This is a genomic window from Paenibacillus humicola (assembly GCF_028826105.1).
In the GTDB taxonomy this organism is placed as follows: domain Bacteria; phylum Bacillota; class Bacilli; order Paenibacillales; family Paenibacillaceae; genus Paenibacillus_Z; species Paenibacillus_Z humicola.
Window position 1 is genome coordinate 955,881 of record NZ_JAQGPL010000001.1, and the last position, 14,479, is coordinate 970,359.

Annotated in this window: 16 protein-coding genes; 10 read left to right on the forward strand and 6 right to left on the reverse strand. The window is 60.1% G+C overall.

Annotation, left to right across the window (positions count from 1 at the left end; all coding sequences use genetic code 11):
- The first annotated feature begins 7 nt into the window (after positions 1-7).
- Entirely contained in the window at positions 8-820 is an 813-nt protein-coding gene (locus PD282_RS04645) for a YutD family protein (RefSeq protein ID WP_274649180.1), read from the forward strand.
- A 96-nt stretch (positions 821-916) separates the two neighbouring features.
- Here PD282_RS04645 and PD282_RS04650 read toward each other — a convergent pair whose 3' ends face one another.
- Positions 917-1,714, reverse strand: a complete 798-nt coding sequence (locus PD282_RS04650; RefSeq protein WP_274649181.1) for an NAD kinase — start codon at positions 1,712-1,714, stop codon at positions 917-919.
- A 77-nt stretch (positions 1,715-1,791) separates the two neighbouring features.
- Positions 1,792-2,877, reverse strand: a complete 1,086-nt coding sequence (gene ylbJ / locus PD282_RS04655) for a sporulation integral membrane protein YlbJ (protein ID WP_274655023.1) — start codon at positions 2,875-2,877, stop codon at positions 1,792-1,794.
- A 439-nt stretch (positions 2,878-3,316) separates the two neighbouring features.
- On the opposite strand from ylbJ, the gene PD282_RS04660 reads away from it, so the two are divergent.
- Positions 3,317-3,697 (forward strand): globin domain-containing protein, encoded by a 381-nt coding sequence (locus PD282_RS04660; protein WP_274649182.1) that lies wholly within the window; start codon positions 3,317-3,319, stop codon positions 3,695-3,697.
- Between the two features lie 304 nt (positions 3,698-4,001).
- Here the strand turns inward: PD282_RS04660 and PD282_RS04665 are convergent, their stop codons facing one another.
- On the reverse strand, positions 4,002-4,238 hold the full coding sequence (locus PD282_RS04665; RefSeq protein ID WP_274649183.1) for a hypothetical protein: 237 nt from the start codon (positions 4,236-4,238) through the stop codon (positions 4,002-4,004).
- Positions 4,235-4,435: a YycC family protein gene (locus tag PD282_RS04670; protein WP_274649184.1), complete on the reverse strand. Its 201-nt coding sequence runs from the start codon at positions 4,433-4,435 to the stop codon at positions 4,235-4,237. Before PD282_RS04670 ends, PD282_RS04665 begins: the two co-directional genes overlap by 4 nt.
- 205 nt (positions 4,436-4,640) lie before the next feature.
- On the opposite strand from PD282_RS04670, the gene PD282_RS04675 reads away from it, so the two are divergent.
- Together PD282_RS04675 and ndk are read left to right on the forward strand one after the other, a co-directional pair.
- Positions 4,641-6,434, forward strand: coding sequence for a M3 family oligoendopeptidase (locus PD282_RS04675; RefSeq protein WP_274649185.1), 1,794 nt, complete (start codon positions 4,641-4,643; stop codon positions 6,432-6,434).
- Between the two features lie 77 nt (positions 6,435-6,511).
- Positions 6,512-6,982 (forward strand): nucleoside-diphosphate kinase, encoded by a 471-nt coding sequence (ndk, locus tag PD282_RS04680; RefSeq protein WP_274649186.1) that lies wholly within the window; start codon positions 6,512-6,514, stop codon positions 6,980-6,982.
- Here ndk and PD282_RS04685 read toward each other — a convergent pair.
- On the reverse strand, positions 6,961-8,265 hold the full coding sequence (locus PD282_RS04685) for a polysaccharide deacetylase family protein (RefSeq protein ID WP_274649187.1): 1,305 nt from the start codon (positions 8,263-8,265) through the stop codon (positions 6,961-6,963). The two genes, ndk and PD282_RS04685, sit on opposite strands and share 22 nt — an antisense overlap.
- Before the next feature lie 252 nt (positions 8,266-8,517).
- Positions 8,518-9,162, reverse strand: a complete 645-nt coding sequence (locus PD282_RS04690) for a nitroreductase family protein (RefSeq protein WP_274649188.1) — start codon at positions 9,160-9,162, stop codon at positions 8,518-8,520.
- Between the two features lie 264 nt (positions 9,163-9,426).
- Between PD282_RS04690 and PD282_RS04695 the strand changes: the two genes are divergently transcribed.
- The 6 genes from PD282_RS04695 to PD282_RS04720 are packed head-to-tail and all read left to right on the forward strand — an operon-like array spanning position 9,427 to position 14,443.
- Positions 9,427-10,533 (forward strand): P-loop NTPase family protein, encoded by a 1,107-nt coding sequence (locus PD282_RS04695; RefSeq protein WP_274649189.1) that lies wholly within the window; start codon positions 9,427-9,429, stop codon positions 10,531-10,533.
- Between the two features lie 5 nt (positions 10,534-10,538).
- The gene (locus PD282_RS04700; protein ID WP_420832269.1) at positions 10,539-11,771 is read left to right on the forward strand and encodes a TadA family conjugal transfer-associated ATPase; all 1,233 of its coding nucleotides are present in this window, start codon (positions 10,539-10,541) and stop codon (positions 11,769-11,771) included.
- Positions 11,768-12,595, forward strand: coding sequence for a type II secretion system F family protein (locus PD282_RS04705; RefSeq protein WP_274649190.1), 828 nt, complete (start codon positions 11,768-11,770; stop codon positions 12,593-12,595). Before PD282_RS04700 ends, PD282_RS04705 begins: the two co-directional genes overlap by 4 nt.
- Before the next feature lie 13 nt (positions 12,596-12,608).
- On the forward strand, positions 12,609-13,496 hold the full coding sequence (locus tag PD282_RS04710; protein WP_274649191.1) for a type II secretion system F family protein: 888 nt from the start codon (positions 12,609-12,611) through the stop codon (positions 13,494-13,496).
- A gap of 49 nt (positions 13,497-13,545) precedes the next feature.
- Positions 13,546-13,731, forward strand: a complete 186-nt coding sequence (locus tag PD282_RS04715; protein WP_274649192.1) for a Flp1 family type IVb pilin — start codon at positions 13,546-13,548, stop codon at positions 13,729-13,731.
- Positions 13,715-14,443: a TadE/TadG family type IV pilus assembly protein gene (locus PD282_RS04720; RefSeq protein WP_274649193.1), complete on the forward strand. Its 729-nt coding sequence runs from the start codon at positions 13,715-13,717 to the stop codon at positions 14,441-14,443. Before PD282_RS04715 ends, PD282_RS04720 begins: the two co-directional genes overlap by 17 nt.
- Positions 14,444-14,479: the final 36 nt, after the last annotated feature.

A 14,479-nucleotide genomic window follows, 5' to 3' on the forward strand; every position in this document is an offset into this window, starting at 1 on the left:
TGCGGCTTTGTACCATATCGGCGGCAGAACCTATGCGCTAGTATACGAAAACAAAAACGGATGGAATCCCGAGGCGTTCCGCGACCGGTACAGCGAGGTGCTGGAGCGGTACGATTACGTGATCGGCGATTGGGGATACAATCAGCTTCGGTTAAAGGGGTTCTTCCGCGACAATCATCCCAAGGCGTCACGCGATTCCGCCATCTCGGGCGCGGCCGATTACATTAACGAATACTGCAATTTCGGATGCGCCTATTTCGTGCTGGAAAAACAGCCGAACGGCCGAAAGAACGAGCATGACGAAATGATCGACCTGGATGCGCTCGTGCCGGCTGCGCAGCCGGAAGACGGCAGCGGGCAGGCGGAGAGCGCCGCAGCGGCGGAACGGCCGTCCGGCGAGCCCGCGGCGGCGCCGCAGGTGGGCCGTCCTGCCGCGGAACGCAGCGAGCAGCCGCGGCAGCATCAGCAGCGGGACGGCCGCCGCGATTTTGCCCGCGGGCCGCGCAGGGAGGGCCGCGACCAGCCGCAAGCCGGCCGCAAGCCATATGCCCAGCGCGAGCAGGGAGAACGGGAAAGCGGCGGCGGCGCCCGCTCGAATCCGGCAGGAGGACCGCAGGCTGCCGCGCAGCACGAGCGCGACCGTTCCGGGCAACCGCAGGGCCAGCAGCGTTCGCAGCGCCCGCGGAAATTCCCGTTTTCCGCGCCGAAGGCTCCGGTGGCCGCGGCCTCGGAAAATCCGGTTCAGCCGGGTTCGCCATCTCGGCAGAACGGCGGCGGACCGAACGGCACACAGAACGGCGGACACGGAAACAACCGTTAGAACGACGTTCTAGTAAAGAAAAACATACGCAAGGCCGGCCATGAGCGATTCATGGCCGGCCTGTTGTTTTTTATGTGCATCCCGACGCTTGGCGGTTTATTTGACCTCATACCCGAGAAACGCTTCCCGCACCCGGTTCCAGAACGGGAACGGGCGATAACGGGCGAAGCTGACCTTGATTGTGGCGACGCTGCACCGGATCGAGCGGATGTCGCTGCGCGTCACGTTCAAATGGTCGAAGGTCAGCTGCAGGCGCTGGCCTTTCCGCGGCCGGATATCGCAGTGGTGATGCTGCGGCAGCACGACGGAAGAACCGAGCGTACGGTATACCCTGTTGTTGATCGAGGCGATTTCGGCGATTTGCAGCGCTTCGAGCGACGGGTGGATAATCGCACCGCCGACGCTCTTGTTATAAGCCGTGCTTCCGGACGGAGTCGACAACACAACGCCGTCGCCGCGGAACATTTCGAACAGCTCGTCGTTGATATCGATTTGCGCGACGAGCATATTGTCCGCGCCTTTTACGGTAAATTCGTTAAGCGCGAGCCTGATGGAAGGCCCCTCCGCCGTCTCGAGCTCGATTTGCGCCAGCGGGTAGCGTACGATTCTGGGCTCGTTTTCCGCCATCATGCGCACCAGCTCCGGCAGCTCGTCCGCTTTCCAATCCGCGAAAAAACCGAGGTGGCCGGTATGGACGCCGACAAAAGCGACGTCCGCCACCCGGTCGACATAGGAATGAAAAGCCTGAAGCAGCGTGCCGTCGCCTCCGATCGAAATGACGGTTTCCGGATGCCGTTCGTTTCGGATAAAGCCCTGCGCCGCTGCAAGCGTATGAAATTGATGCGCCAGCTCCTTGGAATGCTGATCGCCTCGATCGATTACGGCATAATTCACAGCCGAACATTTCCCCTTCCTAACGCCGTTTCCTTATACCGATCATATCGGAAAATGTCGATGAAAACAACGTCGGGTCAGGAAGCCGGTCCGAGCGACGGCCACAGCGCATAGACGAGCAGAACGGCGAGAAGCCCGTGGGCCAGCCGGGCGAGCAGGAAGGGACGGTAGCGGAGGTCCGTTCTGCTGAGCAGACTGACGACCTGCGCATGGACCGAAAGCCCGGCCCAGGACAGCACGAACGCGGCGATCGCGGCTTGATGGAGAAGACCGCTGCCGGCGGCCGCTCCCGCCGATTTGGCGCCGAGCGTCACCTCGAACAGCCCGTTTACGACGGCTTCCGCCAGCGCGGGCGGAATGCCGAGCACCGAGAGAATCGTTTCGACCCCGCCGGCCATCGCGCCGATCGCGCCTGTCTTGGTCAGCAGCGCCATGATGCACGAGAAGAAAACGACCAGGCCGCCGACCACGATCATCAGCCGCAGCGCCGCTTGAATCGAGTCCTGGAGCAGCGTGCCGACAGGCCGGCCGTCGAGCAGTCGCGCGTTATGCATCGCATAGACCGCCCTCGCGAAGCGCGAGCTCCGGCGCATGCCCGGCGGACCGCCGGAGGTGCCGGCCGGAATCGCCGCCGTCGCCGGCGCGTTCCGGTCGTGGAACCGCATCAGCAGGCCGATTACGAGCGCGCCGCCGTAATGAGCGGCGGCAAGCAGCGGAGCAAGCGCCGCGTTGTGGAAAAATCCGACCGAGACCGCCCCGATCAGAAAAATCGGATCGGAGGTGGTCGTAATGGCGACGAGCCGCTCGCCTTCGGCGCGGTTTATAAGCCCCTGCTCCCACAGCTGCGCGGTCAGCCGGGCGCCGACCGGATAGCCGGACGCATAGCCCATCGTCACGACGAAGCCGCCGATGCCCGGCAGCCGGAACAGCGGACGCATGAACGGGTCGAGCAGCGTGCCGAAGAAATGGACGATGCCGAAACCGAGGAGCAGCTCGGAAATGACGAAGAAAGGGAATAAAGCCGGGAAGAGCACCTGCCACCAGATCGACAGCCCTTTGACGGACGCCTCGAGCGCTTCCGCCGGGAACAGCGCAAGCAGCAGGACGATGAGCGCCGCCGACCATGCCGGGATGACGGCGGGCCTGAACAGAAATCGGACAATTTGCACCTGAAGGACCCTCCCATGCGTTCAACCTCTTCTTATACATATATGACGGGGGTCGGACAAACATCACTTGGGAAATTTTTTAAAGAAAACGCTTGCAAAATGGGGTTGATTTTCGACATGACTATGCTAAACTATAGAAACATCGAACGTTTGGAGTGATGACACATGAGCTTTATCGCCGGCCTCCTCGTTTGCGCTTTCGTGTATGTGATCCGCGAGTCGCTCTTGGCTCCGGGCGAAGAAGATTGCGAAAGTTGACGCGAAGCTCGTTTCCGTAACCTTTTCCATGACCGAATGCCCTTGGCGGGGCATTTTTTTGTTTTTTGCGGCTGCGGCAAAGTTTTCGGCTGGCTGTGATAAAATAACGTTGAGGGCGGGTCAAACCGTCCGGGACATCTTATCATAGACGCGTAAAATGGAGTTGTTGAAGCTGATGAACGCCTATCGAACGATTTACGAGGCTGTTGGGGAGGATCGGGGGATCCGAAGCATTGTCGAGGCCTTTTATCCAAAAGTGCAGCGTCATCCGCTGCTTGGTCCGCTGTTCCCGAAGGACATCCGGCCCGTTATGGAGAAGCAGCGCATGTTTCTGACCCAATTTTTTGGAGGGCCGGCTCTCTATTCCGACCAATACGGGCACCCGATGATGCGGGCGCGCCATCTGCCGTTTCCGGTCACGCCCGAGCGGGCGGAAGCGTGGCTCGGCTGCATGCGGGAGGCGCTGGCCGAGACGGATTTGCCGAAGCCGCTGCAGGAGCTCGTATTGGAGAGACTATCCGGACCTGCGCACCATTTTGTAAACACGCAGGAATAGGGGCGAAAAGCACGATCGACGCGCCGTCAATTCAAGCGTGCCGCGAGCCGTCCGCAGCTCCGCGCGTTCGCCGCAGGCGGGCGGGTAAGCCGTTTGCAAAAATCCTGCGGACATGGGATTGCGCATGAAAACGGGAGGAACCGCCGGCAGCCCCGAAGCTGCTCTTGACAGCAAGCGGGCAAGCGGTGAAACGGAACGACGGAACGAACGTAGTAAGAAGGAAGCACCCGGAACCTGCCTCATGCCGCAGGTCTCGGGTGCTTCTTTGCTCTGCCCGTAGGGTGCGCCGCGATGCGCCGATTCACTAGGCCCGTCTCAGCTTCGTATCGGTCAGCAGGTAATCCTGGTCCGCGTCGAGCACCGTCACTTTGTTATGGCAGCACGGGAAAACGAGCAGCCGCTTCTTGCCGCCGCGAATGTCGCCGAGCTCTTTCGGCCTGATCGGAAGCAGCACGTTCTCCGCTCCGCAGAACGGACAGAAGGAGACGTAAACGTCTTTCATGACGATGTCGTAAGGCCATGCCCGCTCGAACGGAATCATGGCGCCTGGTCTCCGGGCTTCTCTCCGCCGCCGTCTCCGGCATCGGATTTGGCGGGCTTGTCCTCTTTGGCGGCGAGCTCGGCAAGCTTTTGCAGCAGAATATGCTTGGGCATATGCATCAGGTGCTCGAGCGGCACATGGAGTTCCTTGGAAAGTTTTAAAGCCGTTTCCGGCGAAATTTGCAGCGGGCCCGTCACGGTCGATCAGCTCCTTTTTTTTCCGGATGCATGGCATTCCGGGGACCGGTTTCGATATAATTCAGTTATACACCGCTTGGCCGCTTTACGCAACGCGGGGCGGATTTTCAGGCCATGCACAGTTAACGAAAGAAGCGCAGAAGCCGCATTTTTTAGTGAGGATCCGGCTGCGATGCGTTATTCCAACATGCCGAGGAGGAATCGAATGTCAACTTATCCGATGAAGTGGGACTTGGAAGGCATCTATGAAGGCGGGTCGCAATCGGCCGCTTTTACTGAAGAGCTTGGCGGGATCGAGCGGGATATCGAGGCGCTGGCTGCGGATTTGAAGGAAGCGGCGCGCGCCGGGACGGAACCGGACGGCGGGAAGCTGTCGCGTTGGACATCGGCGGTGCAGTCGATCCTGCTGCGCCTGCGCGAGTCCGAGTCGTTCGTGGCGTGCCTGCTCGCACAGCAAGTGAAAGATTCGGCGGCGATCGGGCTGAACGACAAGGTGAAGACGCTGGCCGCGAAATTTAACGCCGCGCTGACCGACTTTGACGAGCAGCTGCGGCGCACGGACGAACAAGCCTGGCGGAGCTGGCTTGCCGGGGGTGATACGGCGCAGGTTGCTTTCGCGCTGAACGAGCGGCGCGAGGCGGCAAGGGAGAAGCTGCCGCCCGAGCAGGAGGCGCTCGCCGGCGAGCTCGCGGTGGACGGCTACCACGGATGGGGAGATTTTTATAACACGATCGTAGGACGGGCCCGTTTCGAGGCGGTGGAGCCGGACGGGACCCGCAGGACGCTGTCGGCGGGTCAAATGCACAACCGGCTTTCGAACGCCGACCGGAGCGTCCGGGAAGCTTCGTTTGCCGAATGGGAGCGCGAATGGGGCGAACAGGCCGAGCTGTGCGCCGAGACGTTGAACCGGCTGGCCGGGTTCCGTCTGAAGCTGTACGGCAGGCGTGGCTGGCAGTCGGCGCTCAAGGAGCCGCTGCTGATGAACCGGATGAGCGAGGCGACGCTCGAAGCGATGTGGTCGGCGGTCGGAGAAGGCAAGCCCGAGCTGGTCCGCTATTTGGAACGGAAGGCCGGCATGCTCGGCATCGAGCGGCTGGATTGGCACGATGTGGAAGCGCCGATCGGCTCGGCAGGGAGAACGGTGCCATACGACGAAGCGGCGCGCTTTATCCTGGACCGTTTTCGCGCATTCAGTCCGGATATGGCGAGCTTCTCCGAAACAGCGTTCCGAGACGCCTGGATCGAAGCGGAGGACCGGGCCGGCAAACGTCCCGGGGGCTTCTGCACCTCTTTCCCGAAGAGCGGCCAGACGCGCATCTTCATGACTTACTCCGGCACGGCTTCGAATATCTCGACGCTTGCGCACGAGCTGGGGCATGCTTATCATCAGCACGTTATGGACGATCTTCCCCCGCTGGCCCAGGAATACGCGATGAACGTCGCGGAGACGGCCTCGACTTTCGCGGAAATGATCGTGGCCGATTCGGCGCTGCAGGCCGCGGCCGATCCGGAGGAGAAGCTTACTCTGCTCGAAGATAAGCTGCAGAGCTCGACCGCTTTCTTTATGAACATCCATGCCCGTTTCCTGTTCGAAACGAGGTTCTACGAGCGTCGGCGGGAAGGAATGCTGAGCGCGGACGAGCTGAACCGGCTGATGGAAGAGGCGCAGCGCGAAGCCTTTTGCGGCGTACTGGGCAAAGCGCACCCGACGTTCTGGGCGTCGAAGCTGCATTTTTATTTGACCGACGTGCCCTTCTATAACTTCCCATATACGTTCGGGTACCTGTTCAGCTGCGGCATTTATGCGATCGCCAAGCAGGAAGGACCGTCGTTTGCGAAGCGTTATGTCGCGCTTCTTCGCGATACGGGCTCGATGAACGTCGAGGATTTGGCGCAGAAGCATCTCGGCGTGCGTCTGGACGGCCCGGATTTCTGGCGCGGGGCCGTGTCGCTGACGACGCAGGATGTACGGAATTTCCTGGCATTGACGGACAAATAAGGCGTCTTGCGCGCGTTTGCCGGCGAATGAGAATTGGGTAAATTTGGGCATGCTGTAGAGGAAAGGAGCGCTGCAGCATGGAACGTACATTTGTGATGGTAAAGCCCGATGGTGTAGCCCGCAATTTGATCGGCCCGATTATCGCCCGATTTGAGCAAAAGGGACTGAAGCTGAGAGCGGTCAAGCTGATGCGGATCGATCGTCCGCTGGCGGAGCGGCATTACGGGGAGCACCGGGAAAAGCCGTTTTTCGGTGAATTGGTCGACTTCCTGACCTCGGGTGAAGTATGCGCGATGGTCTGGGAGGGACAAAACGCGGTTGCCTGCGCCCGCATGCTCATCGGCAAAACAAACCCGGTCGAAGCGGCGCCGGGCACCATTCGCGGCGATTTCGCGCTCGACGTTTCGAGCAATATTGTGCACGGATCGGATTCGCCGGAAAGCGCGGTGCGTGAAATCGGCCTGTTTTTCGGCGAAGCCCGGCCGGACGCTTTTCCGTTCGGCGAAGCTGCGCAGGCGGAGGCCGGTCAGGTCAATCCGACGCATTGACGAGCGGATACCGGCTGAGAACGGCCCAGTTTGGGCGGCGACAGACGGGTAGGAGAGCGTCCGGCAGCAGGCCGCGGGAGCGAAAATAAAAAGCGCTGTGGAGGATTCCACGGCGCTTTTTGCTGGTGCGGGAAGGACGGCTTGCTGCGAAGCCCGGCTGACGGCTGATGCGGTTTTAAGGCAGGCAGCCACCGCCCGGTGTGAGTGACGGTGTGCGGCACGGCATGGGAAAGGTCCGTATGGTCCGTGCGAGGCGCTGCCTTCAGCAAAGGACGCTTGCCGGTTACGGTGCGGAACGGGACAGCGCGCGGTCCAAGCGGTTCGCTGCCGGTCAGCGCGGCATTGACGATCTCGCGATATAGGGCGGCCGGGCCGATTTTCGGCGAGCCGCCGTTCAGGCGGGGCAGCAGCATCGGGTTGGCCGTGCGCGCCGCGAGCCCGGCTTTTGTCGTAAAGGCATACGCGATGCCGGCTTTTCTGAGCGTCTGCACGGCGTCCGGCGAATGGAGCCCGTACGGGTATGCGAACGTATCGATGGGCCGGCTGTTCAGCGGCATCAGCTTGGAAATGCACGACTTGATGTCGTTTGAAATGCGCCGGATATAGGCCGCCCGCGATTCCCTGACGCCCATTTTCACTAAGTAGCCGGTCAGCGCATCGTGCTTCGAATCGATTTTGTAATGAAGCGAATCGGTATGCGCCTGGACCTCGATGTCCGGATCGTCCTCCGTCATCGTTCGGATTTGAGCGGCCGTCATATGCGGCGTGAAGACCCGCGCATTTTTGCTCAAATCGCCTGTAATGACGAAGCAGACGCCGCCGATGCCCCTTTTTTTGAGGGCCGGATACGCGTATTTGTAAAAGCTTTCGTATCCGTCGTCGAACGTAACGAGCGCGGCGTTGGGCGGCACGGCGCCGCCCCGCATGAACTGGCGAAATTGCCGGAGCGAGATAAAATGGATGTTGCGGCTCCGGAGCTGGTCCAGATCGCCTTCGAATTGCGCAGGAGTAATGATATCGTTGTTGCGCGATACGGGTTCGATGTCGTGAAACATCAGCACGGCGATTTTCCCGTTGTACAGCACCGCGCCGTCCGAGCCGGACAAAGGCGGCGACTGTTCGCCCGCGAGGAACCGCCTCGTCTGGCTGCCCGGCCGCTGCCGCGGCGGCTGGACCGCATGGCTTGCCGCTTTATGGGGTCCGAATAGACCGAACACGATCATCGACGCGGCGATCAGAGCTCCGAGCAGCATCAGCCATTTTTGGCGAACATAAACGTTCATGCACCATCCGCCTCTTTCTACTCACCTTGGTTATGCCTTCCAACTTCAAGATAGCACCGGATGCTTAAAAACAGCTTAAACGCACCTCTTTTTTTTGCGGCGGAGAAGGAAGTAACGGACGAAGCGGTCTTTCGGCGGAACAAGATGTTTCCCTTCGATTCAGTGAAATCCGGGCGAAAAGTGAGCCTATCCTGGAAATCGAAAAAGCCGCGCTTCTGGAGAAGCGCGGCGGCAGGCCGACCTTTAAGCAAATTAGAACGTTTCGTTTACGACGAGCGTGCTCAGCGGGAGACGTTCGGTTTGGCGGGCCGGAGCGGCCGCAAGCCCGATCGGAATCATCATGACCGGGAAATAGCGCGGCGGAATGTTCAGCTCCCGTACAAGCGCGGCGGGATCGAATCCGCCCATCGGTACCGTGTCGTATCCTTTCGCTTTGGCAGCCAGCATCAGCTGCATGGCTGCGAGTCCGGCGTTTTTATTCGCTTCGTCGCGGGCAAACTGCGCATTCTGATAGGCGGCTTCGATCTGGCCGACCAGGGTATCGAGAACCTTCTGCGGGAGCGTTCCGGCCGCAACCTGGGCCTCGTACAGATCGGCGGCGGTTTTGTTCGCTTCGAGGTCGCCCAGAATAACAACGATTACGGAAGCGTCGGATACCTGCTGCTGGCCGTAAGCGATCGCTTTGATCCGGTCCTTCCGCGCCTGATCTTTAATCACGAGAAACCGCCAATGCTGCAAATTCCACGAGGAAGGGGCCGCCGCGGCCAGCTCCAGTATCTCGTTTAACGTTTCGTCCGGAATGGCGACATTCGGCTGGTACTGCCGAACGGACCGGCGCGCGTGAATGATATCCTCCAAAGCACTGCCTGCTGCGGCAGTCATCTGCGATTCGTTCATCGTTAACATCTTCCTTCCGGAATAATTTCCAATCCTTCATGATTATAACTAACGGAAGTATAGTACAATGTCTGACCGGGAGCAACTTCTTTTGTAAAAAAATCCGGTTGACGGATCCGGACTCATGTGGTAAATTGTGGACATCCTTTTATAACATGAATTTACGGAAGCACCGTAAAGGACGCGGATTCACACGCGTCGTTTACGGTGCTTTTTTGCGTTTTATTTCTCTTGCATCATTGCCGGGAAGGAGTGTTGGAACCGATGTCCAAGCAGCAGTTCGTCATCGCTGTTAAAGAAGCGGATTACATTGAACGGCTGGGCGAATATATTCGTCATTCCCCTTTCGGGGAGCAGTGGCAAATGACCGCCTTTACGAACCGTACCGCCTTCCGCCATTTTATCCGGGCCGGGTATCCCATCCATTTCATTGCGGCCCAGTCACACATGCTGGAGGAACTGGAGGACCGGGACCTCGGCGTTCCGACGGCGGCGCTTGTTATGCGGACGGGCGAATGTCCCGGCCGGCCGGAAATTTTACAGTATCAGCCGCTGCCCCGGCTGCTTCAGGCGGTATCTGCCGTCTGCGCGGCAGCAGGCGTCCGGCCGGAGGGAGGCGTTTCGGGCGGGAAAGCGGCCGTTGCGGCCGTGTATTCCGCGTCCGGAGGCATCGGCAAGACAACGCTGGCGCTGCATCTGTCCCAGCTGGCCGGCGTGCGGGGCATGCGGGTATTTTATTTGAACCTGGAGCCGTGGAATGCGACCTCGCTGTGGTTTGGGGATGAAGCCAGTGACGATTTGCCGTACATGCTTTACACGCTGCAGACCCAGCCGGACAAGTCCGCCTTGCGGTTGACGGAGCTTCGGCGAAGGCATCCGGCAATGGGACTTGACTACTTCGCGCCTTGCGGCAACCCGGACGAGCTGCTCGAGCTGTCACCGGACAACGCACGCCTTCTGATCGATACGATTGCCGGATCGGGGCAGTACGATCTCGTTGTGGCGGATACGGGCTGGGGCTTGAACCGTCTGCATGTTGAGGTGCTTCTGGCGGCGGATTACCCGCTGTGGCTGGTCGGCCGAGACGAGGTTTCCAGACGCAAGACGGAAGCGGCGCTGCGCTATGCCGAACGGAAATGGGGCCGCAGCTTTGAAGAAGCGAAGCGGCGGTTCCGGTTCCTGCTGGCGGGAGAAGGCTCGCGCGCATCCGGCTTTGACGAACGGCTGAAGATCCGCTTTGACGGCGAAATCCCCTTTGTCGAAGAATGGCGGCGGGCCGGCGAACCGTTCGGTGCACAAGGCTCGGCGGCATATCGTACCGCGGCGGAAGCGCTGCTCGGCAGAGCGGCCGCCTCCCGAAAGGAGGGATAAGCGAAGTGGAGGAAGCGGTGCAGACGCTTAAGGCGGCCATCCGTCAAGATTTGGATTTGGACCATGCGGCTCCGGACGGGGAGTTTATGGAACGGATCGAGAGGGCCGTTTTTACCTGGAGCCGGGATCACCCGCTGACGGCTTCCGAGAAGGCGCGGCTTGTCCGGCGGCTGTTTCATTCGTTTCGCGGCCTGGATGTGCTTCAGCCCCTGATGGATGACCCGTCGGTGACGGAAATTATGATTAACAGCCACGAGGAGCTGTTCGTCGAGCGCGGCGGCAGACTGAGCCGGCTGCCGGCCGCGTTCGAAAGCCGGGAGCGGCTGGAGGATATTATCCAGTCCGTCGTCGCCGGCGTTAACCGGGTCGTCAACGAGTCGACGCCGATCGTGGACGCCAGGCTGAAGGACGGCTCGCGCGTCCATATCGTGCTTCCGCCCGTCGCTTTGAAAGGGCCGACGATGACGATTCGCAAGTTTCCCGCGAAGCCGCTTCATATGGACGAGCTTGTCGGGCTTGGCGCACTGACGAAAGAGGCGGCCGATACGTTGAGTCAGCTCGTCCGGGCGAAATACAACCTGTTTATCAGCGGCGGAACGGGATCGGGAAAAACGACGTTTCTGAACGCGTTGTCCCAGTTCATTCCGGAGGATGAACGGATCGTCACCATCGAGGACTCCGCAGAGCTGCAAATTCGCACCGTGCCGAATCTGGTTTCGCTTGAGACGCGCAATGCGAATACGGAAGGGCGGGGCGAGATCGCCATCCGCGACCTGATCCGCGCATCGCTTCGGATGAGGCCGGACCGGATCATCGTCGGCGAGGTCAGAGGCGCGGAAGCGGTCGATATGCTTCAGGCGATGAACACGGGGCATGACGGGTCCTTAAGCACCGGGCATGCCAACAGCGCGCGCGACATGATGTCCCGGCTGGAAACGATGGCGCTGTCCGGCGCCGACCTCCCCCTTGCCGTTATCCGGCAGCAGATCGGTTCGGCGATCGATATCGTCGTTCATTTGTCGAGGCTGCGGGACCGCTCCCGGCGGGTGCTGGAGATCAGCGAGGTCATCGGCGCCGGCGAAGAAGGCGCCCGGCTTCAGCCGCTCTACCGGTTTGAAGAAGAGGGCGAGCGGGACGGAAGGGTAATCGGAAGCTTGAAACGGACGCCGAACGTGATGCAGCGGATATGGAAGCTGCGAATGGCCGGCATTTCCCGGCTCGAAGAGGTGGAGGCATGAAGAAGTCCGCCGGGATAAGCCGCCTGTTGGAATGGATGGGCTGGCCCGGGACGGCCGGGGCCGCTTCCGGCAGAACGTACCGCCTGCCCGACTATACGGATTACCGCCTGAGCAGGCGGCAGTTTTTCACCGCTGCAGGCTGCGGGTGCGGAATCGTGTTCGCGGCGGCTTACTTGTTTTACCACTCTGCGGCGGCGGCGTTCGTCTTGTCTCTGCTGGGAGCCGCAGCGCCGCGTATTCATCGCCGCGCGCTGCTGGAGCGGAGAAGAGCCAATCTGACGCTGCAGTTTAAAGAGGCGTTGTATTCGCTCAGCTCATCGCTGGCAGCCGGCCGGTCGGTCGAAAATGCATTCGCGGCGGCTCTCGAGGATTTGAAGCTGATGTACCCCGATCCGGATACGGCGGTGCTGAAGGAATTCGAGATTATTCGGACCCGCCTGACTTACGGCGAGCCGCTCGAGCAGGCGCTGTCCGATTTCAGCAGACGCGCCGCAATCGACGACGTCGATCAGTTTTGCGACGTGTTTGTCACATGCAAGCGCTCCGGAGGAGATTTGGTGGAGGTCATCCGGCGCACATCGCAGACGATCGGCGAGAAGCTTGAGGTACAGCAGGAAATCGCCGTTATGATTGCCCAGAAACGGTACGAATCGCGCATTATGATGGCCGTTCCGTTCGTTTTTCTCGCTTTTCTAGGCTTCGCCGCGCCCGATTATATGAAGCCGCTGTACGCGGGAATCGGCTATGCGGTCTTGACGATTTCGCTCCTGCTGCTCTCCGTTTGCTTTTGGCTGATGGCGAAGGTTATGAATATTCGCATTTAGAGGGGGGAGCGGCGTGGCCGTACTTATCGCCGCCGTCTTGATGACGGCGGTATGGCTCGGAGCTTTGGCGGTCGCCGAGCGGACAAAGCGTCAGGGCAACGGGGCTGCGCAGCCGACCGGGATTGCCGCAATGAATCATCTGTACGGCAGGCGGTTCCTCATGATGCCGTTCCGGCTGTTATTAGACCGCGTCGGCATTTGGGACCGGCTTCAGCCGTTTATGTCCGGTCTTCATAGCAAGCTCCTCATTCTGCAGGGCGGACGATGGACGGTCGAGTCGACCAGGCAGTATGCGGCGTTTACAATTGGCTCCGGCTACGGATTTGCGCTTGCCGGCGCATGGCTGGCCGCGCTTAGCGGGGAGCGGCTCGTATTTGCCGTCGGCGCGCTGGTCGGCGTCGTTTTCCCCGCTGCCAAATGGCGGGACGTCAGCAAAAAAGTGGAGACGCGGAGGCAGGATATTCAGCTGGTGCTGCCGGAGCTGCTCGATAAGCTGATGCTGCTCATCGGGGCGGGTGAAACGGTACAGCGGGCGCTCTTCAAATGCGCCGAGCGCCGAAAAGGGCAGTCCCACCCTCTATACGAGGAGCTGCGCCGCGCGACTGAAGCCGTCCGCAACGGGGAGTCGTTCGCGGCTGCGATCGAGGCGTTCAGCCGCCGCTGCGCCGTCCAGGAGGTGTCGGTATTTACGACGACGCTGCTCCTCAATTCCCGCCGGGGCGGCGACCGGCTGGCGCTTGCGCTGAAGGAGCTGTCGTATGCGCTGTGGGAGAAACGGAAGTCGGTCGCCCGGGCAAGAGGCGAGGAAGCATCCTCGAAGCTTGTTTTTCCGCTGGTTGGCGTGTTTCTTGTTTTGATGGTGCTGGTTGCATCGCCGGCTATTTTGCTGCTGGGGAAATAGTGTACCGCCGTATCGTGCGGCGAAAAAAATTGCAGAGGAGACAACTCGAATGAGCAAGCTTTGGAATGGAGCAGTACGTCTGTGGAAATCGGAGGAAGGCATCGGAACGTTGGAAATCGTTTTGATCATTGCCGTCATCATCCTCCTCGCGCTGTTATTCAAAAATTGGATTATCGGGCTGATGAACAATTTGACGGGCAAAGCCAGCAAGCAGGCGGATGAAATTTTCAGCTAGATTTCACAAGCTGCTCAAGCGGCTGCCGCTTCGGAGCGAAGAAGGGGGCTTCGCAGTCGAAGCTTCACTCGTCCTGCCCGTCGTGTTCGGCACGCTGCTGGCGATGATTTTGTTCAGCATGTACGTTTACCAGCAGGTAATCGTATACAGCGCGGCGTCCATTACAGCGGAACGAGCCGCTTTTCGCTGGGACAACAGCTACCGGGAGAAGATGAACGGCATGGGCATTACGGGCAAATACGACGGTTTATATTGGCGGATGTCCGGGAACGGCGCGCTTCAATCGCTGTTTCAAACCGGAGGCGGAGAGAACTCCGGCGAGACGGCAATCGATTTCGGAGGCGCAGCGCCTGCAGGAGAAGATGGTGCTTCCGGACTCCCGGTTTTAAAAATGGAGAAAGCCGTCTCCCGTGTTCCCGATTCTTACGAAGGGCGAATACGCTACAGCTTTGGATTGCTCCAGAAAAAAATTTCGGTAACTCTACGCGAGCCGATGTCGGTCCCCGCCTTGAACAAGCTGCTTGGCCGATCCGAACCGGAAGCCGAGGCCGGAGCCGTCATTGTCGACCCGGTCGAATTTATTCGCGACATCGATTTGGTCCGCTACTATACGGCCAAGTTTAAGGAGGGGCCGGATGCCGGGAAGCAGCGGGAGCAGGCGTCCGAAGTGCTGGAGAGCCGGAAGGCGCTTGAATCGAAGCCTTCCTCTTAACGAGTGCGACATCCGTTTGAAAGGAGGCAGCGAGGC